The sequence below is a fragment of the Vibrio sp. 10N.261.51.A3 genome (assembly GCF_041471965.1).
GTDB lineage: Bacteria > Pseudomonadota > Gammaproteobacteria > Enterobacterales > Vibrionaceae > Vibrio > Vibrio crassostreae_C.
Map to the genome: position 1 here is coordinate 74360 of NZ_JBFRPK010000021.1, position 21816 is coordinate 96175.

The window sequence follows — 21816 nt, forward strand, 5'->3', positions numbered from 1 at the left end:
CTCGCATCTCGCATCTCGCAAGCATAAAAAAACGCACAACCTAAGTCATGCGTTTTATATTTAAGCCTTTGATTTATCAATCACTTCGTTAGTGCATGACCTCTTCTTTAGCACCAACATAGATGAAATCCAATTCGTCTTTTTTCAGGGATACTTTAACCGTACCGCCATCAACCAAGCTACCGAACAGTAACTCGTTAGCAAGTGGTTTCTTAAGCTTCTCTTGAATAACACGTCCCATTGGACGAGCACCCATGGTCTTGTCATAGCCTTTATCAGCTAACCAGTGACGAGCATCCTCAGAAACCTCTAAAGACACGCCACGAGCGTCCAGTTGAACCTGAAGCTCGACAATGAACTTATCAACTACTTGGCTAATCACACTTGGGTCAAGGCTGTTGAACCAAATGATATTATCAAGACGGTTACGGAACTCAGGAGTAAATACCTTCTTTATTTCGCCCATCGCATCTGGCGCATGATCTTGTTGGATCAGGCCGATCGATTTCTTCTCGGTTTCAGCCACACCTGCGTTGGTCGTCATCACTAGAATCACATTGCGGAAGTCCGCTTTGCGACCATTGTTGTCAGTTAGCGTGCCGTTATCCATTACCTGCAGTAGCAAGTTAAAGATATCTGGGTGAGCTTTCTCGATTTCATCCAGTAACACAACAGAGTGCGGGTTCTTGATTACGGCATCCGTTAGCAAACCACCTTGGTCGTAACCAACATAACCAGGAGGCGCACCAATCAAGCGGCTCACTGAGTGTCGCTCACCGTACTCAGACATATCAAAGCGCAGAAGCTCAATACCCATCAACTTAGACAGCTGAACAGTCACCTCTGTTTTACCGACACCAGTAGGACCAGCAAACAAGAATGAACCAACAGGTTTATTGTCTGCACCCAATCCAGCACGGGTCAGCTTAATCGCTTCACTCAATACATCGATTGCAGGGTCTTGTCCGAATACCAACATTTTCATGCGCTCATCCAGTTTCTGGAGTGTATCTTTGTCTGAAGACGATACTGACTTTTCAGGAATACGCGCCATTTTCGCAACCATTGACTCAATATCAGCCACGCTTACCGTTTTCTTACGACGGCTTGCAGGTGCCAAACGACTACGAGCGCCCGCTTCATCGATTACGTCAATGGCCTTATCAGGAAGGTGGCGTTCATTAATGTATTTAGCTGACAGTTCCACAGCGGCACGCAACGCTTTGTTGGTGTAGCGCACTTCGTGGTGAGCTTCGTATTTTGGCTTCAAGCCAATCAGGATCTTGGTCGTATCGTCTAGCGATGGTTCAATAATATCTATTTTCTGGAAGCGACGAGCTAAAGCACGCTCCTTCTCAAAAATACTGCTGTACTCTTGGTACGTTGTTGAACCGATGCAACGTAATTTGCCACTGCTTAGTAGTGGTTTAATTAAGTTTGCCGCATCAACCTGACCACCCGATGCAGCCCCGGCACCGATAATGGTGTGGATCTCATCGATGAACAGAATCGCGTCTTCTTCTTTCTCCAGTTGCTTAAGAATCGCTTTAAAACGTTTCTCAAAGTCACCACGATATTTGGTTCCGGCTAACAGTGAACCGATATCTAGAGAATAAATTACGCTGCTCTGAATGATTTCAGGCACTTGTCCTTCAACGATGCGCCATGCAAGACCTTCCGCGATGGCAGTTTTACCTACCCCCGCTTCACCCACTAACAGAGGGTTGTTCTTACGACGACGACACAGAACTTGGATAGTGCGTTCTAGCTCTTTGTCACGACCGATTAGTGGGTCAATATTGCCCTGCTTTGCGACTTCGTTAAGGTTAGTAGCAAAATTTTCTAAACGGTCTTCAGAGTTAGCTTCTTCAGCATTTTCTGCACCACCAAATGAATCGGATGATGAAGGACTGTCGCCTTCGTTGCTCGCTTTGGTAATACCGTGTGAGATGAAGTTAACAATATCTAAGCGACTAATGTCGTTTTTCTTGAGAAGATATGCCGCGTGAGATTCTTGCTCACTAAAAATAGCCACAAGTACGTTAGCACCTGTTACTTCGCTGCGACCTGAAGATTGAACATGAAAAACAGCGCGTTGAAGTACTCGTTGGAAGCTCAACGTAGGCTGAGTTTCGCGAGTTTCGTCGCTTTCAGGGATAAGTGGGGTCGTTTGATCGATAAAAATATCGAGCTCATTGCGAAGAGCATCGAGATCAGCCTGACAAGCTTGGAGCGCTTCCTTGGCCGCATCATTTTCTAATAATGCTAGTAGGAGGTGTTCGACAGTCATGAATTCATGTCGCTTGTCTCGCGCACGAGCAAATGCGCCATTTAAACTCGTCTCTAATTCTTTATTTAGCATAAGTACCTCCTAAGGGAACAACAGTGTTGTTCGAGCAATTTATAATTGCTCCATTGTACATAGTAGCGGATGCTCATTTTCCTTTGAGTACATCGTGACCTGCGCTACCTTTGTTTCCGCTATTTCAGCACTGTATGTGCCGCATATAGCTTTACCTTCATAATGAACCTTGAGCATCACTTCCGTTGCTTTTTCGATATCTAGTGAGAAGAATCGCTCTAGGATCTCGATTACAAAGTCCATGGGCGTGTAGTCATCGTTATTCAACACAACGTTATACATCGCCGGTGGCTTTACTTTTGTTGCTTCTTTCTCCAGTAAATCTGAGCCTGGAGATGCCCATTCAAAGTTTCTGCTCATATCGCTTTGCTAAGGGTTATTTTTCGGAAGTCGTGAGTGTTTACCTAACTCAAATTTACCACATTCACGCTTTACGGTGTACTAAGAAACTGCACCTAGAAACAGTACCAAAAAATATTCCTCTATACTGAGCCTAATCCACCATTTCCATCGCTGCAAATAAAAGATCTCGATTAACAAGATTAACATATGTGATTGATTAAAAAGACGCCATAACTATTGATGCTAACGATAATATTACCGCTAAGTTACTATTTGGTTAATAGTTTGCGGTTAATCTCGAATGTGATTTGTTATTAAAATTGATCAATTTTATACCAATTTACTATTGACTGTGCTCAATCATTAGCTACATTGGAGCTAAAAGGTTTTTTAATACACTTTTGCAACATGAATTAAAATCAGTAACACGCTTCAAAAATTAACAATAAGGAATAATTACGCAGGGTAGCGTTAATTTCCGTAAGCAATGTACGAGATTCAAGCTATTAGCTGAAATTCTTTAGCTGGTAGGAATGATATCAATCGCACTTACAACAATTGATATAACAACGTTAGTAACAAAATGCATGAGGGATGTATAGCATGGCTACAGGTACAGTAAAATGGTTTAACAATGCCAAAGGGTTTGGCTTTATTTGTCCAGAAGGTGAAGACGGCGATATTTTCGCGCACTACTCCACAATACAAATGGAAGGTTATCGAACCTTAAAGGCTGGTCAGCAGGTCGACTATGAAGTAGAAAGTGGACCTAAAGGCTCGCATGCTAGCTCCGTTGTTCCTGTAGAAGGCAGCGCCGCAAAATAGGCGAATGCAAACTCATGTTAACCTCCATCAGTCGTCATTAACGGCTGACAGGTAAACAGAATATTGAAACCGCTCATTTAATACCTGTAACACAGGATTACGTGAGCGGTTTTTTTCGTTTTGGGGGCTCTAAAGTTGCTCACTGGACAATGAGCTCGAAGAGCTACTCCCCTTAAGCTAGGTCTTAAGAAGTATTAGACAGAAAAAAGACGCTTTAACATTATCGTTAAAGCGTCTTTCGTTTTGACTTTATCTATAACTTAGCTATCAGCCTAAGCAACTCGTTAGCAAATCACGTTCATGAGTGACTAACGATGAGTCCAATCACTATGCATCAATAAACGCGTTTAGCGTTGAGCTTGGGCGCATTAGTGTTGAAACCAATACATCGTCAAGTAGGTAGTAACCACCTAAGTCGCCAGCCACACCTTGAGCGTTGTTCAGCTCTGCAACGATCGCTTCTTCACTTTCAGCCAGTTGACTTGCCACACCTGCAAACTCAGCAGCAAGATCAGCGTCAGCCGTTTGCTCAGCAAGCGCCTTAGCCCAGTATGCCGCTAGATAGTAGTGGCTACCACGGTTATCAAGCTCACCTACTCGACGTGAAGGAGACTTGTTGTTATCAAGGAACTCACCCGTCGCTTTATCAAGCGCATCAGCTAGAACTTGTGCTTTAGCGTTACCTGTTACTACGCTCAGGTGCTCTAGAGATGCCGCTAGTGCCAAGAATTCACCTAGAGAATCCCAACGCAGGTGGTTTTCTTTCTCTACTTGTTGAACATGTTTAGGAGCAGAGCCGCCAGCACCTGTTTCAAACAGACCACCACCGTTCATTAGTGGAACAATCGATAGCATCTTAGCTGATGTACCAAGCTCTAAAATCGGGAACAAGTCAGTTAGGTAATCACGTAATACGTTACCAGTAACCGAAATAGTATCTAGGCCTTCTTTGATACGAACCAGTGAGTATTGAGTCGCTTCAAGTGGAGCAAGGATCTTAATTTCAAGACCATCGGTATCGTATTCAGGAAGGTATGCTTCAACTTTCTTGATAAGCTGAGCATCATGTGCGCGTGACGCATCTAGCCAAAATACCGCTGGAACACCCGATGCACGAGCACGCGTTACCGCAAGCTTAACCCAGTCTTGGATTGGTGCATCTTTAACCTGACACATACGGAAGATATCGCCTTCCTCTACGTCTTGCTCAAGAAGCACAGCGCCTGAAGCGTCAACAACTTGAACCTGACCAGCAGCTTCAAGGATGAAAGTCTTATCATGAGAACCGTACTCTTCCGCTTTTTGAGCCATCAAGCCAACGTTTGGTACGCTACCCATCGTTGTTGGATCGAACGCGCCGTTCTCTTTACAGAAATCAATAACCGCTTGGTAAATGCTCGCGTAGCTACGATCTGGGATCATTGCTTTGGTATCTTTTTGCTTACCTTCTGGATCCCACATTTGACCAGAAGAACGCAGCATTGCAGGCATAGATGCATCCACAATGATATCGCTTGGTACGTGTAGGTTAGTAATGCCACGGTCCGAATCAACCATCGCTAGTGGTGGCTGAGTCTCGTATACCGCTTGCAGGTCAGCTTCGATTGCTTCTTTCTGCTCTTGAGGAAGCGCATCAATCTTCGCGTAGACATCACCGATGCCGTTATTTACATCAACGCCTAGCTCTTCAAACAGCTGACCGTGTTTAGCAAATACGTCTTTGTAGTAAACCTTAACCGCGTGACCAAAGATCACTGGGTCAGATACTTTCATCATCGTCGCTTTCAAGTGAAGAGAAAGCAGTACACCTTGCTCTTTAGCCGATGCGATTTCTTTTTCGAAGAATGCAACCAAAGCGGCCTTATTCATCACTGACGCATCAATGATCTCTTTATCTTGCAGTGCAAAAGCTGGCTTCAATGTTTTCTTCGCACCATCTTTGCCAACGAATTCAATGCTAACTTCTGTAGCACCTTCAATGGTTACTGACTTTTCGCTACCGAAGAAGTCTTTGTCGTCCATACTTGAAACGTGCGACTTAGAATCTGCAGACCAAGCACCCATTGAGTGTGGGTTCTTCTTCGCGTAGTTTTTAACAGAAAGTGGAGCGCGGCGATCCGAGTTACCTTCACGCAATACTGGATTTACTGCACTGCCTTTGATTTTGTCGTAAGTCGCTTTTACTGCTTTCTCTTCGTCAGTGTTTGCTTCTTCTGGGTAATTAGGAAGTGCGTAACCTTTTGACTGTAGCTCTTTGATTGTTGCTTGAAGCTGAGGTACAGATGCAGAGATGTTTGGAAGCTTGATAATGTTTGCTTCTGGTGTCTTAGCCAATTCACCTAGTTCTGCTAATGCATCACCAATACGTTGCTCTTCGTTCAAATAGTCAGGGAAGTTGGCAATAATACGCCCTGCAAGTGAAATGTCGCGAGTATCAACGTTAATACCAGAAGAAGCTGTAAAAGATTGAATGATAGGCAGCAGAGAGTATGTTGCTAGCGCCGGAGCTTCGTCTGTAATGGTATAGATGATCGTTGGTTTTTCAGTAGGCATGAAATTTCCCTATAGTTCTTACAAGCTCATTTAAAGTAGTGAGCGTGTTATAAATTGACCAGTAAGCCACTCTAAGAGTGAAAACTGCTTACTCGATAGTCTTACTCTATCTTATTTTTCATACAATCTTGATGACAGCATGAACCAAATCCGTGAGTGCGTTGTTATAATAAAACACGAAGGTATAATTAAACAAATCAGGCTTAAGAGTCCATCAACTTGTTCTATTTTGTGTCTTTTAGGCGCGCAAATGATAGCTCAATTCCGTTTCAGTGAAAACTTTTCAGCACACTTCGTTTACATTTTTGCAAGGTAGTTAACATGTCTACTCGCTCACGCAGCGCATCTCGTTCAGACAAACCGGCTCGTTCTGGTGCAACATTAAAACAAAGCGGTAATAGACAAAGCCGAAGCAGTGATAAGAATAACACTGGCAATTCGCACAACAAATCTCACTCAAGCAAGCACCGATATAAAGGCAAGCCTACCAACACAAAACCTAAGGTAGCACTCGAGGATCGCAAAGTAATTCTGTTCAACAAGCCTTTCGATACTCTAAGCCAATTTACAGATGGCGAAGGGAGAAAAACGCTAGCGGACTTTATTCCAGTGAAAGACGTTTATGCTGCAGGTCGCCTTGACCGCGACAGCGAAGGGTTAATGGTCTTGACCAACGATGGTATTTTTCAAGCTAAGCTAACTCAACCAAACTCAAAATCCCCAAAGACTTACTGGGTACAGGTTGAAGGCGCACCTTCTGAGGAAGATTTAGATAAATTGAGAAAAGGTGTCGAACTAAAAGACGGCATGACACTGCCCGCTCAGGTTGAGGTGATGTCTGAACCTGTTGTGTGGGATAGAACCCCTCCAGTACGCTTCAGAGCCGCGATACCGACAACATGGTTGGCTATTACAATCATTGAAGGACGTAACCGCCAAGTAAGACGCATGACAGCCAATATCGGCTTCCCTACCCTGCGTCTTATCCGTTACTCAATGGGTAATATGAATGTGGGGCAGCTGCAGCCTGGTGAGTGGAAAGAGATTTAACTCATAGCAATATAAAAAAGCAAGATATTTATTATATCTCGCTTTTTTACACATGAAGATTGATTACTCTTGGTCAATCATCCACTTACGGAATTCTTTGCGCTCTTTTTTAGAAGCTTTTAGATACCAAGCTTTCAATTGCTCGACATTTTGAGTAACACTTCCCACAACGCTTGGGGCAGTTTTAAGATCTAGTTTCGGAGTATCCGATTGAGTTGTAACTGGAGAAGGAGCTATCGCAGTAGTCGTGGCAGTGACTAACGCACCATCGACAAACGTGATTCCTCGTTGATCGTTATGTTCTTTTACAAGCTTGTCCATTCCCATAAATGGAAGTAGACCTTTCTTGCCTTGAAGTAACTCTTGTTGATAGACAAGTTCGTTACCGTCTTGAGTTAAACGCCAATCGGGGTTTTGCTTTCTGAAAGCTTTTTCCGCTTCGCTTTTACTTCGAGCAACCGGGTGATCCAATTTAATTTCATTCCCACCTGCTTCAAACGTTAATAAATATGGCTTAGAAGTAAATACGCTATTACCACTACCACGACCAACTTCTTTGTCCATTCGGACAACAACTTGAGTCGTACCATTTCTTATTATATTCGTCCCCAATTTAGAATCAGCCTCTACACCATTAATGTAAAGAACAGAGACACCTTTGCTAGGAACCAGAGTTATAGCATGTGCAGAAAATGCAAGCATAGTTAAAACAAAGAATAATTGCTTTTTAAACATCACAGAGATTGACTCCTTTCATCAGGCACGTTGCCAAAAATAATTAAGTAATTATTATATGAAATATTAAACTGTAAAAATAAATAAAGCCACCCTGAGGTGGCTTTATAAGAAAGTTTTTAACTAAACTCAATTAGAAGCTAGCTTTAACACCTACAGCAACACCAGTGTCCGTGTTTTTCTGGTCTGTACCACCAACTTCAATGTAAGCCGTAGTGTTCGGAGCAAAGCCGTAACCAGCATTTACAAACCAGTTGTCGGCGTCATTGTCATTGTTGTCACTATCAGAAGTGCTGTAGCCAGCACCGATAGTTACTGCATCAATAGTGTAATCAGCAGCAAAAGCGATAGTATCTGCATCTACTTTTACAACTCCTGTATCCATTGTTGTCGCGTAATAGCCCAACTCAAGATTCAAGCTTTCAACGCCAGAGAAACGAGCTTCTAATGCCCAAATAGCGTCGTCCGCGCCAGGCGCCATCTTTTCCAATTCTGCGTAGCCATAGTATGCAGTGAAATCAAAATCAGCTACACGACCACCAAGTTTAAGATCGTAATACGCTCCATCTTTGCCAAGAGCATCTGTGCTGTCATTCTCATCTTGAGCAAGAGATGCTGTAGCATAGAATGTCCCTGTATCGATATCATAACGAATCATTTCATCTTGACAGAACTCACTACCATTTTCGAAGAAAGAGCTCACACCAAACTGGTAATCAGAACCAACACCAGCATCGTCTAGCGCGCCACACGTACGACCAACCTTCACAGAACCGTAGTTTTGAGTATATAAAGCCACATAGACATCACCAACATCTGCAGATGTAGAAGAACCGCCAGTTACTTCACCAGATGCTCCATCAAACTCCCAATAACCGCCAAAAGTTAGCTCGTCATTAAGCGCATAACGAACATCAAATCCAAAGTCAGCATCTTGAATTTCTTGCTGGAATTCTGAATCTTTTGCAAAACCTTTAACGTAAACAACTTCGATGTCGCCACTTAGGTTAACAGATAAGTCTTCCTGGTTGTAAATTTCGATTGCTTGTGCCGATGTTGCTGCAAACATAACACTTAGTGCTAATAGAGTCTTTTTCATAATAAATCCACTGCCTTTTCTAAGAATGGGAGATCCTTGCCCGGTTCCCTTTTATTTTTATGACTGGTCATTACCACTCTTTGTTGGTTAATCACCGTCACTAAATTTCGAGGTCTAGATTGCAAAAGATTATCCTGCGTGTCAAATAAACTAAAAACAAACCTAAAAAAAACACAAAGCAATCAAAATCAATCACTTACATTTTTTTTCATAGTTTTACGAGCAGCTTATCCTTAGTTTTATCAGGAAATATAATAATCCAAAAAAAGAACAAAACAGCATTTAACACCACAAACAACTTGTAAAAACGCCACACCTCAGGATTTAACACCTACAAGCAAGTCTTTTTTAATATTTATATTTCGCAACATAAATAAAATAGTTAAGTTCCTGATGGTTCAGTTTTTTTTTGTGAACAAGATCTACCTTTGATTCAAAAGCAAGCTATTTCACCGTAAATGTACCGACTAGTGATATGTGCTACTATCCTCGCTCCGTTACGTAGGTCACAGTATGCTAACTACTAAAATTCAAAAATCTATTCGCACCAGTTATCAAAACCTCCAAGATCAGTTGGACAACTTTGTACCTCGACGTGCTCAAAATTACCTTGTTGCAGAAATAGCGAAGACACTTTGTGGTCAATACCACAAAAGTAATCGCATGATTGTTGCAGAAGCGGGAACCGGGATCGGGAAATCACTGGCTTATTTAATGGCAACTATTCCTGTCGCTGTGCTCAATAACCGAAAAATAGTCATATCAACGGCGACGGTTGCGCTACAAGAACAGCTCGTCAATAAAGATCTCCCTCTATATAGAAGACTGACTGATCGAGAGTTTTCTTTCATATTAGCGAAGGGCAGACAGCGTTATTGTTGTTCCGAAAAGCTAGCCGCTGCCTGCGGGGTTGATGGCGGACAAATGGCCATGTTCGAATCTAAGCCAAAGAAGAAGGATATCGACCAACTTCAAACCATGTATCGTAGCCTAACCCAAGGTAAATGGGATGGTGACCGTGATTCGTGGCCAAAACCCATCGACAACATGATTTGGCAGATGATTGTCAGCGATAAGCACAGCTGTAACAACAGTATGCCTACGCATAGAGACTGCCCTTTCCAGAAAGCTCGCTCAGAGCTAGATAAAGCAGACGTGATTATCGCCAATCACAGTTTAGTGATGGCTGATGCAGACTTAGGCGGCGGCGTGATACTGCCTGAACCAGAAAATAGCATCTATATATTCGATGAAGCTCACCATTTACCGCATGTAGCCAGAGATCACTCTTCTGCGGCTGCGAGCTTAAAAGGCGCAGCATCGTGGTTGGAGCGTTTGAATCAATCAATCACTAAGCTTTCAGGCCTCGCTGACGAGAAACGTGTCCATCGATTTCGAAATGAGCTGCAAGACTCAGTGCAACAGCTGATCCCTACCCTGACTCAAATGAGTAAACAGTTTGACGCTAACCACTTTGAAGACGGCTTGTATCGCTTCGAACATGGCGACTTACCTGAGTGGCTTGAGAATGAATCAAAAGACCTCAAGCAACTCACACAAAAGGCGAGCCAAGCAGTTGCGAAGATTGCAGACCTGATTGCGGAACGAGTTAAAGACGGCGAGCTTTCAGCAAAGCTTGCAGAGCCGGCACTGGCAGAAATTGGCTTCTATATACAAAGAACAGAGAACCTTGCTCAAGTTTGGCGCTTAATGGCTGAACCGAAGAGAGAAAAAGGTGCTCCTTTGGCTCGTTGGCTCGAACTTAACAAAGAAAGCGAAGGCGATTTCGTTGTGAATGTTTCGCCACTAGAGGTAGGTTGGCAACTGGATCAACAAATCTGGAGCCGCTGTGTGGGTGCCGTATTAGTATCTGCGACCATGAGGGCGCTCAACTCTTTCAGCTTTTTCTGTCATCAAGCAGGTATCAGCCAAAAAGCAGAAGATGGCGTACAATTTTTGGCTTTGGCATCACCGTTTGATTACCAGAATCAAGCTGAGTTGATCGTTCCGGCAATGAAGTACGAACCACAAGCACCTCAGTTTACCGAATATCTTATTGAAATTTTGCCTAAGGTAATAGAAGACAAAAAAGCCAATCTCGTTCTATTCTCTTCTTACTGGCAAATGAACAAAGTTGCAGAGGCTTTAACAACAGATTTCGTTAAAAAGTCGTGGGCATTGCAGGTTCAAGGCGATACTTCACGAACTGAAATTCTAAAAAAACATAAAAAGCTAATAGACCAAGGTAAAACCAGCGTTCTTTTTGGAACTGGCAGCTTTTCTGAAGGTCTTGATCTACCGGGTGAGCTTCTTGAAAACCTCGTTATTACCAAGATTCCTTTTGGTGTTCCTACCTCTCCCGTAGAGCAAGCACATTCAGAATATATTGAATCACGCGGTGGTAACCCTTTTATGCAGATTACTGTTCCAGATGCGAGTAAAAAGCTTATTCAATCTGTGGGTAGACTACTGCGTAAGGAAAGAGATTCTGGTAAAGTCACGATCCTTGATAGACGCATAGTAACGAAGCGATACGGAAAGTCCCTACTCGATTCACTACCGCCTTTTAAAAGAACAATAAAATACTAATATCCCCTGCCCTTGAGGTAGTTATGGGCCTTCATCGCTAGGCCCTTGCATTCACAACCCAACATGACTAATCCATAGATTTTTCATGTGGCTGCCCTATCAGCCGATAACGAGAACACTAGCTATTTATGGAAATGATTGAGCCAACCATGTTGGTCATACTTGCTCTGGTTGCATTTGCAGCAGGCTTTATTGATGCTGTCGCAGGTGGCGGAGGGATGTTAACCGTTCCAGCTTTACTGTCACTTGGTTTACCGCCACACATCGCATTGGGTACTAACAAGCTTGCAGCAACCTTCGCTTCATCTACAGCTGCATTCACTTACTACCGTAAAAAGCTGTTCAAGCCTGAGTGTTGGGTCAATGCATTCATATCTACTTTAATAGGTGCGACCATCGGCACACTCACTGTTGATGCCATTAGCACCGAGTGGTTAGAGAAGGTATTGCCGTTAGTCATTCTTGCCGCAGCGGTCTATACCATTTTTCATAAGACTCCAGATGTGAGCCATAATGTGTCTCCTAAGCCATGCCCTGTGCTTAAGAGAAAACAAAAGTACCAAGGATTCATTCTTGGCTTTTATGATGGGGTTGCTGGCCCAGGAACTGGCGCGTTTTGGACGGTAAGCTCTATGGCGCTTTATCGCTTAAACATCTTACTTGCCTCTGGTCTATCCAAAGCCATGAACTTTACCAGTAACTTTACCTCTTTGGTGACCTTCGCGATTCTTGGTCATATTGATTGGGTTCTAGGTTTAACCATGGGCCTTTGTTTGATGGCCGGTGCATTTGTTGGCGCTCACTCTGCTATTCGGTTCGGTGCTACATTTATAAGACCTGTGTTTGTTACAGTTGTAAGCGTACTTGCAATTAAACTGGCATACGAAGCTTGGTTTGTGAACTTATAGGCAGTAGCCAACGGGAAGTGAAATGAATCAATTTTCAAAGCTAAAAAGTGTTATTGATACCTTGATTGGCCATTGCTCGCAGGTTGACAAATCTCGAGGGGCTTATCATCAAGCCTTGTTTGACCGAGCCTTATTTAAATGCGGCGCCTCTGTTTTGCTTCCCTATGCACTTGAAACTCAGGCAACGTACCGCACCATTGTACGTGAACAAACCTCAAATCAACTGACCGCGTCCAGAGCCAACTACCTGACAGAAAAGCTGACCAATCAGATTGCAGCAATCCAAAGAGAGTTAGCCAACCACGATTTACGCTTGGACCGAAAAAGCAAGTCAGGGAAAACCCTGAACGACCTATACAACGAACTCGCCCAGCACCAAGACTGGCAAAAGCGATTGGTCGATTTAGTACGAGTACGAAAGTTAGCGTTTGATTCTGCGCCTCGCCACAGTAAGAAAAAAGCGGAAGAGGCTTGGCAGTTAGCAAAAGAGCGATTAGAACGCTGTGAAGACTCAATGAAAAATATTGAGAGACTGATTAACTTAGAGAACCCTAAGCGAAATGAACACTGATAACACACCATCACCACTGGATAACGCACCAGAAGAAGTTAAGTTAGCTGTCGACCTGATCTATCTGCTCGAAAGCAACGAAATCGATCCAAAAGTCGCGTTAGAAGCAATCAAAATTGTCCAGCAAGATTTACAAGCCAAACTAGCATCTAGCATCTAGCATCTAGCATCTAGCATCTAGCATCTAGCATAAAAATATACAGGATTCACATGTACCAACTCAGCTTTTCTATGCCCGAGTTTCTTGAAAACTGCTGGCATAAAAAACCAACCATCTTAAAGGGTGGCTTCCAAAACTTCGTCGACCCAATTTCGCCGGAAGAACTTGCTGGTTTATCGATGGAAGAAGAAGTGGATTCTCGCTTTGTCTCTAACCTCGACAATCAGTGGACTGCAGAACACGGCCCATTCTCTGAAGAAAAGTTTGGCGAATTAACCGAAACTCATTGGCAACTGATCGTTCAAGCAGCGAACCACTGGCACCAAGGCGCAAATCAGCTGACTGAGGCGTTCCAAGCGTTACCAAACTGGTTATTCGACGATCTCATGATCTGCTACTCAGCACCTGAAGGCGGCGTAGGCCCACATATTGATCAATACGATGTCTTCATCATTCAAGGTCAAGGCAAACGTCAATGGAAGGTTGGCGCTAAAGATGTTGGCCAATACAAAGAGACTGTTCAAGCGTCTGCACTTCGTCAAATTGAAGGTTTTGACCCAATCATTGATGAAACTTTAGAGCCGGGCGATATCCTTTATATCCCACCAGGTTTCCCACATGAAGGGAGCACGTTAGAGCCGTCAATGAGCTACTCTATTGGCTACCGCTCGCCTAAAGAACAAGAACTGATCAGCAACTTTGCCGATTTTGTGCTTGCTCATGATATGGGTGACGTACACCTGCACGATCCAGAATTCAAAATGCAAGAAGGCTACGGAAAAATTCGTTCATCGGATTTAAGTAATCTCGCAGGCATGTTGAAATCTGCACTAGAGCAACCTGAAACCATCAGTGAATTCATGGGTTGTCTGCTAAGCCAATCACGCCACCAGCTTGATATCGTTGCTCCAGAGCCACTATGGACTCAAGAAGAGATCGCTCAACACATAGAGTCTGAAGGTGAGATTCACCGAGTATCAGGCTTAAAGGCGCTCTACCACGAAAATGAAAGCAACACGGCTTACATCAATGGCGAAGTGGTTAAGGTTGATGAAGCGGATTCTTCGTTACTCAACATACTTTGCGATGAGACCATGATTACCTCGGCTACTGCCCTATCTCCTTCGGGCATAACTGTCGTGACTGAATTGGTCAACAAAGGCTACTGGTTTATCGAAGAGTAAGCAGCGTCAACCGCTGGTTATTGCATAGCCTCTAAATAAACAATTAAAAAAGGGACAAATGAAATCTTCATTTGTCCCTTTTTCTATTCAAGAACTGGTTAAGGCTTAATGCTTATACCTTGAACTGATTGACCAACTTCTGTTGTTGTTGAGACAGTTGGTCAATTTCATTGCCGACTTGCTCAGAAGCCGCGGCTTGCTCCAAGATCTTCGCACTCAAATCGCGAATATTAACCACGCTTTGATTTACTTCACCGGAAACCGATTGTTGCTCTTCGGCTGCTCGAACGATCTGACTGTTCATATCACTGATCGCCTCAATAGAAGTAAAGATCGACCCCAGATCTTCAACTGCTTTCTGAACGTGTAGTGCTGTATCGTTAGCTAGGATATTGCCTTCTTGTATTGCTTCAACGACATCTTGAGTTCCAGCATGAACCTTGTCGATCACCGCTCTGATCTCACCAACCGATGACTGGGTGCGACTTGCGAGGTTTCTTACCTCATCCGCAACAACCGCAAACCCACGACCTTGTTCGCCAGCACGAGCCGCTTCAATCGCCGCGTTCAATGCCAGTAAGTTAGTTTGCTCAGAGATCCCTTCAATCACACTTAAGATCTCGGTGATGTTTCCGTTATTTTTTGCCAATTCTTCAACAATAGGAACAGCACTCGACATACGCTCCACCAGCTTTCTCATTTCACCTGCTGAAAGTTCGATGACTTGTTGCCCTTGTTGAGCAGAACGATTCGCTTCGCACGCTGCATCAACGGCCACTTCTGCATTTTGTACCACTAAGCCCGCAGTTTGAGTCATCTCTTCGGCCGCTGTCGCGACTAGATCCACTTCTTTAAATTGAGACTCGCTGCTTTCACGAGTACTTGATGCTGATGCTTTCGCTTGGCTGGTAGTATTTGCCACTTGTTCTGTGGTGTGAATGACTTCTTTGATTGTGTGTTGCAGCTTATCTAGGAACAGGTTAAATCCTTTTGACAACTGACCGATTTCATCTTGAGACTTCACTTCCAAGCGCTGCGTCAAATCACCTTCACCTGAAGCGATGTCATTCAACCTTTCCACAACCTGACGAATCGGCTTCACAATAGACAACGAGGCAAACGCGATAATGGCTAAGCCAAAGATAATAAACACTGTACCGGCGATCACTTCTGTTTTGATGCCTTCACTTAGCTTAGTGCTAATGATGGAATCCAATTTATTTGCGTCAGCGACGACACTGTCTCTTGGGATCTCAAACAACACCCCCCAAGTTTGGTTAGCTGCAACAACAGGTGCAAAGGCAAGTAACCACTCACCGTTCTCGCTCCATTGCGTTGTCACTTCACCACCAAAGATAAAGTCGGTCATTAAATCACTGTTTGTATTGCCACTTTGGAAAGTTGAACCGACTGCAATGCTTGAATCATCAGAAGCGATGACCGAACCATCTAGACTAACCACGTAAGCTTTACCCGCACCGTTAAACAAGCTCTGGTCAGATTGAGTAATCACACTGGTTAAACCATCAAGTCTTAGATCAATACCAAGAAAACCAATAGCAACGTCGTCAACCAAAATAGGGACTGAAATAGAGGACGTAAGTAGTGCTACACCACCACTGTTCACGACTCTCGGCGTACTAATACACGTTTGCCCTGAAGACAAAGGACAGTAAAAACGTTCGCTATTGCTGTCATCATTCAAGATAGATTCTGAAAGAACGTTCGCTAGAACATTTTCACCGTTATCTGCCACCTTCCAGTAAGGAGCAAAACGACCTTTTTCGTTAGAACCAACATAATCAGCATCGACATAATTCGCATCTTCACTATCGAGCAAGTCAGGCTTGAAAACTAGATACGCTCCTTGAATAGAGTCGAAGTTTAAAACCGAGCGACGAACCATTTCATCCAAGGCGGTACGAAGCTCTTCACTTGGTGTAAAGTTTTCGTCTGCATTGTTTTTTAGAAACTGAGCACTGGCCGCAAGCATCTCTGCGCGGTAAATAGCTTCGTCTACATAACGTTGAGTTTCTTGAGCGTTTAGCTGAGAAACAGACGCCAGCAACTGCTGAGTTTTATTGATAACTGATTCTGAACTTTGAGATTTGATGACTTGTTGATTGCTCGTCGCGTTGTAGATCGAGAAACCAATAAGAGACAGTGACGTAATGATTAAACAACAACCTGCTAAGAGGGTTATTTTCCACTGTACCGATAGAGAGCGCATTTAATATCCTTATTTAAGCCAAAAGACTTCCATAACCATAACTATCACATCGACAACGAATTGCTGTACACAATGTAAATGAGTTAGACGAATAGCTTAGCGGATAATTACAGCACAAATTGCTTACATATAAAACGAAAGTTTATACAAATGTTAATAGAGCGTGTTTTCTTCCTTTTTTCTGTGATTTCAAATGATGTACTCATATAATCATTAGCTGTGTTGCTTAGGTTTTAGCGCTTTGGACATAGCCAGAACATCGATATTTAAAGGAAGCCCACTCCACCCTCTCCCTCTTTAAAATGCAGTAACTTCGGATTAGTTTTTATAATCCAAGTTATAGATTTTTATCTTGATCAACTTCACACTTTTTGATTGCTAAGCCCGCAATCAAGCTCTAATATCTCACGCCTAGATTCCCTGAACACTTTATTCATTTGGCTCTCCTTTAATGGAGCGCTAAGGCTTTTTACGTCTTAATTTTTGGAGAGATACGCAAATGTCCGCCTCGTTTCCATTAGCGAAACTTACCTTTTTAATCGCTATTCTGACTGCCGTAGGTCAAATGACTCAAACGATGTACGTGCCTTCTATCGGTCATATGGCAGGTGAGTTCTTAGTTTCGGCATCTTCACTGCAGGCAGTGATGGCGTGTTACTTGATCCCTTATGGTCTGTCGCAATTTGTTTACGGCCCACTTTCAGATCGCCTAGGTCGTAAACCGATCATCGTGATTGGTTTGATCATCTACATCATCGGTACTTTGGTAGCATTGTTCGCTCACGAATATGAATGGTTCTTAGCGGGCAGCTTTATCCAAGGTTTGGGCATCGGTTGTGGTGGTGCGATGTCTCGTACATTGACTCGCGACTGTTTTGAAGGCGCAGAGCTGCACCGTGCAAACAGCTTGATTAGCATGTGTGTGATTTTCTCACCATTGATGGCTCCTGTACTGGGTGGTTACCTAACAGAAGTTTTCGGCTGGCGTTCTAGCTACTTATTCCTTGCGCTGTTTGGTATTGCTGTTGTGATCACTATGATGACGAGCATGATGGAAACACTGCCGAAAGAACGACGCAAGCATGAATCGGTTGCCAACAGCTACAAGTTCGTTCTGTCTGATAAACGTTTCCAAGGTTTCTTATTGGTATTAGTCGCAACCTTTGCTGGTGTAGCCGTATTTGAAGCAGCGGCAGGTGTGTTGCTTGGTGGCGTACTTGGCTTACCGGCAACCACAGTAAGCTTGCTGTTTGTCTTGCCTATTCCAGGTTACTTAGTCGGTGCAGGCTTATCTAGTTACATCGCACAACGTCGCTCTGAGCGCCGTGCATTGAATGTTGGTCTGGTTGCGATATTGGTAGGCTCAACAGTGGTATTGATACCGGGTCTGTTTGGTCAAACAACAGCATTAACTTTGATTGGCGGTGCCACAATTTACTTCTTGGGCGCTGGCATATTATTCCCAGCAGCAACAACAGGGGCACTTTCGCCATTCCCGTACCACGCTGGTACTGGAGGTGCGATTTTAGGTGGTATGCAAAATCTAGGTGCTGGCATCGCAACACTATTGGCATCGTTCTTCCCAGCTCAAGACCAACTGCCACTCGGTTGCTTGATGATTGCTATGTCATTCATCGCTATGCTTGGTTTACGTTGGGTTAATCGTAAACCTGACCACTCAAACGAAATGCCATTGGCTATTTAACGTAAAACTCGAATCTTGCTAAACAAAGGAAAGGGACATACTGAAAAGTGTGTCCCTTTTTGTTGCACATTTATTCCTTCCACTCTCACGTATCAGTAATTTCATTTAACATTGCTTTGATTTTTTGAAAACAATAACAGACACTTACGATGAAGGTGCATATCTAGAATCCAATTATAAATAATATCACTGGAACAACACCAACGTACCTGAACTCTCACAACAAAGGATGCTGGCATCAAAAAGAGTAAGGTGCACACTAGGGATATATAGATGCGTATCGCTTTAACCACATTAGTCGTATCAATAGCGCTTGTCGCCGGATGCAGCAATCAAGGAATATCAACCATGAACCACTACGCTCAATCACAGCTCGTCGCTCAGCAAACCCAAGCACCCGTTGCTAAGAAAGTCCCTCACGCAATGACGATTCATGGTGACTCCCGAATCGATGATTACTACTGGATGCGCGATGATGCACGCCAAGATCCAGAGATTTTGCAACAGCTTGAGCAAGAGAATCAGTACGCAGATACAGTGTTAAAACATACAGAAGCAGCACAAAAACAATTATTTCAAGAGATCAAAGGCCGAATCGCAAAAGACGACAATTCGGTACCGGTTCGCAAAGGCAGTTACTACTACTCGAATAAGGTCACAGGCGACAACGAATACCCAGTTCACCTGCGTGAAAAAAACTTTTTAGGCACAGACAAGCAAGTCATCTTAGATGTTAACGAGCTAGCAAAAGAGCATGAATTCTTCAGTATTGGTGGCTTAACGATCAGCCCAGACGAAAACTTGTTGGCCTATGGCGAAGATACGCTGAGCCGACGAATTTACACCATCAAGATCAAAGACCTCACAACAGGTGAATACCTAAAAGATGAAATTGAAGGCGCTTCAAGTGCAATCGCGTGGCAAAACGACAACCAAGCCTTCTACTACATCAAAAAAGATCCACAAACATTGCTGGGTTATCAAGTTTACCGCCACGTTTTAGGCAGCGCTCAAGCAAGCGATCAGTTAATCTACGAAGAGACCGATAGTGCTTACTACACCTCTTTGAGTAAAAGCAAAGATGGTGAACAGGTCTACATTTGGCATTCGAGCACAGAAACCAGCGGTGTCTCAGTCATCGATGCCAACAACCCAAAGGCTACAGCTGAGGCTTTCTACCCAAAAGAGACCGGCATAGAGTACAGCATCGCTAAGCTAGGTGATTGGTATTACATCTACACCAACTACCAAGCGGTCAATTTCCGTTTAATGAAAGTCACAGCTGAAGAGATGCATGATCGCTCAAAATGGGTCGATGTCATCCCAGCAGACGATAATACTCAGCTTGTAGATTTCGAGTTGTTTGATGACCATCTTGTCTACGAGCAACGCGCGGATGGCTTGTCTACAGTGAAAGTTCGCCAACTCTCAACAGGCCACGAGTTTCCACTTGAATTTAACGACACCGCATTTGCCGCTTACCTAACGAGTAACTATGAATTAGATAACGCAAAAGTTCGTATCTATTACAGCAGCTTAACCACGCCAGGTACTTACTATGATTTCGACCTAAGTACAGGTGAATCCGAACTCATGAAGCAAACACCCGTATTAGGTGATTTCGAAGCGGATAACTATCAATCAGAGCGAATCATGATTACGGCTCGCGATGGTAAGCAAGTTCCTGTCTCTTTGGTTTATCGTAAAGACTTATTTAAGAAAGACGGCACTAACCCAATCTACCAATACGGCTATGGGTCTTACGGCTCTACGATTGAACCTACCTTCAGCTCAACTCGCCTAAGCCTACTGGATAGAGGTTTTGTTTATGCCATCGCACATGTCCGCGGTTCAGAAATGCTTGGTCGCCCTTGGTATGAAGATGGCAAAAAACTGACCAAGCAAAACACGTTCAACGACTTTATTGATGTAACCAAAGAGCTTGTTGAAGAAGGCTACGGCGCGAAAGATAAAGTGTTCGCCGTTGGGGGGTCTGCTGGCGGTCTATTGATGGGAGCAATCATCAACCAAGCACCAGAACTGTACCGTGGTATTGGTGCACATGTTCCGTTTGTAGACATTGTGACAACCATGCTCGATGAATCGATCCCTCTAACCACCAATGAGTATGACGAATGGGGTAACCCGAACGATAAAGCCTACTACGATTACATGCTGGGGTACTCACCGTACGACAACATTAAGGTACAAAACTACCCGAACATGTTGGTAACGACAGGCCTGCATGACTCACAGGTGCAGTACTTTGAGCCAATGAAATGGGTTGCGAAGCTGCGTGAAATGAAAACAGACAACAACGTATTGCTGTTCAAAACCGATATGGAAGCCGGTCACGGTGGCGCTTCTGGCCGATTTAAACGATTAAAAGAAGACGCACTTGAATACGCGTTCTTTTTGGATTTACTTAAGACTCAATAGATTCTACGTAACTGTAAGTATTCACATCATTTAATGTCGCCATTTTGTCTCTACAAAGTGGCGACAGAAATTATTAAGCATGGTTAAATACGATGAACCATGAAATCCACCAAATCAAAAACCTTTAAAAACAAGCAGTGACAAAGGTTTACGAGAGGTATAAAAACAAATGAAAGTAATTAGCTTCAACATCAACGGTCTTAGAGCCCGCCTTCACCAACTGCAAGCTATTATCGACAAACACCAACCCGACGTGATTGGTCTGCAAGAGATAAAAGTGCACGATGAAGCCTTCCCAATTGCTGATGTTGAAGCAATGGGCTATAAGGTTTACTTCCACGGTCAAAAAGCCCACTACGGTGTGGCAATGTTGTGTAAGCAAGAGCCTATCTCTGTGCAGAAGGGTTTCCCAACAGATAATGAAGACCATCAAAAACGCATGATCATGGCGACGTTTGAAGATGAAAATGGTGAAAAGGTTACCGTGCTAAATGGCTACTTCCCTCAAGGGGATAACATCAAGCATGAAACAAAATACCCGTACAAACGCCAGTTCTACAAAGACTTAATGACTTACCTAAACGACTATCACAACAGAGATGAGCAAGTGATTGTGATGGGCGACATTAATATCAGCCCTATCGACGCAGACATCGGCATTGGTGAACCTAATGCGAAACGTTGGTTAAAGACAGGTAAATGTTCTTTCCAACCAGAAGAGCGCGAATGGTTGAAAACATTGATGGATTGGGGCTTTGTAGACAGCTTCCGCTTGCTGCACCCTGAAGTGAATGATCAATACTCGTGGTTTGATTACCGCTCAAAAGGCTTCGTAGACAACCGCGGCCTGCGTATTGATGTAGTCCTAGCGACTCAAAAGCTTGCTGATAAGTGTACTGAAGCTGGCATCGATTACGAGCTACGCGGCATTGAAAAACCGTCAGATCACGCTCCGATTTGGTCGACGTTTAAGTAAAATCCAAATTAAATTTCAAATCAAAAATGCACAAGCTTTTGTTTAGCTTGTGCATTTTTTTTACTTAGCTCAAATCCACTCAAAAAGC

Annotated in this window: 16 protein-coding genes; 10 read left to right on the forward strand and 6 right to left on the reverse strand. The window is 43.6% G+C overall.

Features of this window, described 5'->3' with window-relative positions:
• Positions 1 to 88 precede the first annotated feature (88 nt).
• Together clpA and clpS are read right to left on the reverse strand one after the other, a co-directional pair.
• On the reverse strand, positions 89 to 2362 hold the full coding sequence (gene clpA / locus AB4371_RS05565) for an ATP-dependent Clp protease ATP-binding subunit ClpA (RefSeq protein ID WP_017062108.1): 2274 nt from the start codon (positions 2360 to 2362) through the stop codon (positions 89 to 91).
• Between the two features lie 39 nt (positions 2363 to 2401).
• Complete coding sequence (clpS, locus tag AB4371_RS05570; RefSeq protein ID WP_372109827.1) at positions 2402 to 2722, reverse strand: ATP-dependent Clp protease adapter ClpS; 321 nt, start codon at positions 2720 to 2722, stop codon at positions 2402 to 2404.
• A 585-nt stretch (positions 2723 to 3307) separates the two neighbouring features.
• Here clpS and cspD point away from each other — a divergent pair.
• Positions 3308 to 3529, forward strand: coding sequence for a cold shock domain-containing protein CspD (gene cspD / locus AB4371_RS05575; protein WP_004736548.1), 222 nt, complete (start codon positions 3308 to 3310; stop codon positions 3527 to 3529).
• A gap of 327 nt (positions 3530 to 3856) precedes the next feature.
• On the opposite strand, the gene AB4371_RS05580 is transcribed toward cspD, so the two are convergent.
• On the reverse strand, positions 3857 to 6082 hold the full coding sequence (locus AB4371_RS05580; RefSeq protein ID WP_104216126.1) for an NADP-dependent isocitrate dehydrogenase: 2226 nt from the start codon (positions 6080 to 6082) through the stop codon (positions 3857 to 3859).
• Positions 6083 to 6403: 321 nt separating this feature from the next.
• Between AB4371_RS05580 and AB4371_RS05585 the strand changes: the two genes are divergently transcribed.
• Positions 6404 to 7132 (forward strand): pseudouridine synthase, encoded by a 729-nt coding sequence (locus tag AB4371_RS05585; protein WP_372082691.1) that lies wholly within the window; start codon positions 6404 to 6406, stop codon positions 7130 to 7132.
• A gap of 63 nt (positions 7133 to 7195) precedes the next feature.
• Here the strand turns inward: AB4371_RS05585 and AB4371_RS05590 are convergent, their stop codons facing one another.
• Positions 7196 to 7867: a DUF2057 family protein gene (locus AB4371_RS05590; RefSeq protein WP_372149264.1), complete on the reverse strand. Its 672-nt coding sequence runs from the start codon at positions 7865 to 7867 to the stop codon at positions 7196 to 7198.
• A gap of 133 nt (positions 7868 to 8000) precedes the next feature.
• Positions 8001 to 8966, reverse strand: a complete 966-nt coding sequence (locus AB4371_RS05595; protein ID WP_372082689.1) for a porin — start codon at positions 8964 to 8966, stop codon at positions 8001 to 8003.
• Between the two features lie 513 nt (positions 8967 to 9479).
• On the opposite strand from AB4371_RS05595, the gene dinG reads away from it, so the two are divergent.
• The 5 genes from dinG to AB4371_RS05620 all read left to right on the forward strand — a co-directional run bounded on the left by dinG (position 9480) and on the right by AB4371_RS05620 (position 14378).
• On the forward strand, positions 9480 to 11555 hold the full coding sequence (gene dinG / locus AB4371_RS05600; RefSeq protein WP_136978344.1) for an ATP-dependent DNA helicase DinG: 2076 nt from the start codon (positions 9480 to 9482) through the stop codon (positions 11553 to 11555).
• 128 nt (positions 11556 to 11683) lie between these two features.
• Entirely contained in the window at positions 11684 to 12463 is a 780-nt protein-coding gene (locus AB4371_RS05605) for a TSUP family transporter (protein WP_017062114.1), read from the forward strand.
• Positions 12464 to 12485: 22 nt separating this feature from the next.
• Positions 12486 to 13034 carry a primosomal replication protein gene (locus AB4371_RS05610; protein WP_017070024.1) on the forward strand — a complete coding sequence of 183 codons (549 nt, stop codon included), beginning with the start codon at positions 12486 to 12488 and terminating at the stop codon, positions 13032 to 13034.
• A complete protein-coding gene (gene rsmS / locus AB4371_RS05615) occupies positions 13024 to 13194 on the forward strand; it encodes a pleiotropic regulatory protein RsmS (RefSeq protein ID WP_017055021.1) in 171 nt (56 codons plus the stop codon). Before AB4371_RS05610 ends, rsmS begins: the two co-directional genes overlap by 11 nt.
• A 50-nt stretch (positions 13195 to 13244) precedes the next feature.
• A complete protein-coding gene (locus AB4371_RS05620) occupies positions 13245 to 14378 on the forward strand; it encodes a JmjC domain-containing protein (protein ID WP_372149224.1) in 1134 nt (377 codons plus the stop codon).
• Positions 14379 to 14490: 112 nt separating this feature from the next.
• On the opposite strand, the gene AB4371_RS05625 is transcribed toward AB4371_RS05620, so the two are convergent.
• A complete protein-coding gene (locus tag AB4371_RS05625) occupies positions 14491 to 16608 on the reverse strand; it encodes a methyl-accepting chemotaxis protein (RefSeq protein WP_017070026.1) in 2118 nt (705 codons plus the stop codon).
• Positions 16609 to 17107: 499 nt separating this feature from the next.
• On the opposite strand from AB4371_RS05625, the gene emrD reads away from it, so the two are divergent.
• The 3 genes from emrD (at position 17108) to xthA (ending at position 21728) form a co-directional block, all read left to right on the forward strand.
• Positions 17108 to 18313: a multidrug efflux MFS transporter EmrD gene (emrD, locus tag AB4371_RS05630; RefSeq protein ID WP_017065927.1), complete on the forward strand. Its 1206-nt coding sequence runs from the start codon at positions 17108 to 17110 to the stop codon at positions 18311 to 18313.
• A gap of 348 nt (positions 18314 to 18661) precedes the next feature.
• Entirely contained in the window at positions 18662 to 20752 is a 2091-nt protein-coding gene (locus AB4371_RS05635) for a S9 family peptidase (RefSeq protein ID WP_372149267.1), read from the forward strand.
• A 169-nt stretch (positions 20753 to 20921) separates the two neighbouring features.
• Positions 20922 to 21728 carry an exodeoxyribonuclease III gene (gene xthA, locus AB4371_RS05640; RefSeq protein WP_372149226.1) on the forward strand — a complete coding sequence of 269 codons (807 nt, stop codon included), beginning with the start codon at positions 20922 to 20924 and terminating at the stop codon, positions 21726 to 21728.
• Positions 21729 to 21816 lie beyond the last annotated feature (88 nt).

Excerpts from the sequence above, each read along its gene's own strand:
- clpA (WP_017062108.1), bottom strand. The coding sequence starts at position 2,362 with ATGCTAAATAAAGAATTAGAGACGAGTTTAAATGGCGCATTTGCTCGT.
- clpS (WP_372109827.1), bottom strand. The coding sequence starts at position 2,722 with ATGAGCAGAAACTTTGAATGGGCATCTCCAGGCTCAGATTTACTGGAG.
- cspD (WP_004736548.1), top strand. The coding sequence starts at position 3,308 with ATGGCTACAGGTACAGTAAAATGGTTTAACAATGCCAAAGGGTTTGGC.
- AB4371_RS05580 (WP_104216126.1), bottom strand. The coding sequence starts at position 6,082 with ATGCCTACTGAAAAACCAACGATCATCTATACCATTACAGACGAAGCT.
- AB4371_RS05585 (WP_372082691.1), top strand. The coding sequence starts at position 6,404 with ATGTCTACTCGCTCACGCAGCGCATCTCGTTCAGACAAACCGGCTCGT.
- AB4371_RS05590 (WP_372149264.1), bottom strand. The coding sequence starts at position 7,867 with ATGTTTAAAAAGCAATTATTCTTTGTTTTAACTATGCTTGCATTTTCT.
- AB4371_RS05595 (WP_372082689.1), bottom strand. The coding sequence starts at position 8,966 with ATGAAAAAGACTCTATTAGCACTAAGTGTTATGTTTGCAGCAACATCG.
- dinG (WP_136978344.1), top strand. The coding sequence starts at position 9,480 with ATGCTAACTACTAAAATTCAAAAATCTATTCGCACCAGTTATCAAAAC.
- AB4371_RS05605 (WP_017062114.1), top strand. The coding sequence starts at position 11,684 with ATGGAAATGATTGAGCCAACCATGTTGGTCATACTTGCTCTGGTTGCA.
- AB4371_RS05610 (WP_017070024.1), top strand. The coding sequence starts at position 12,486 with ATGAATCAATTTTCAAAGCTAAAAAGTGTTATTGATACCTTGATTGGC.
- rsmS (WP_017055021.1), top strand. The coding sequence starts at position 13,024 with ATGAACACTGATAACACACCATCACCACTGGATAACGCACCAGAAGAA.
- AB4371_RS05620 (WP_372149224.1), top strand. The coding sequence starts at position 13,245 with ATGTACCAACTCAGCTTTTCTATGCCCGAGTTTCTTGAAAACTGCTGG.
- AB4371_RS05625 (WP_017070026.1), bottom strand. The coding sequence starts at position 16,608 with ATGCGCTCTCTATCGGTACAGTGGAAAATAACCCTCTTAGCAGGTTGT.
- emrD (WP_017065927.1), top strand. The coding sequence starts at position 17,108 with ATGTCCGCCTCGTTTCCATTAGCGAAACTTACCTTTTTAATCGCTATT.
- AB4371_RS05635 (WP_372149267.1), top strand. The coding sequence starts at position 18,662 with ATGAACCACTACGCTCAATCACAGCTCGTCGCTCAGCAAACCCAAGCA.
- xthA (WP_372149226.1), top strand. The coding sequence starts at position 20,922 with ATGAAAGTAATTAGCTTCAACATCAACGGTCTTAGAGCCCGCCTTCAC.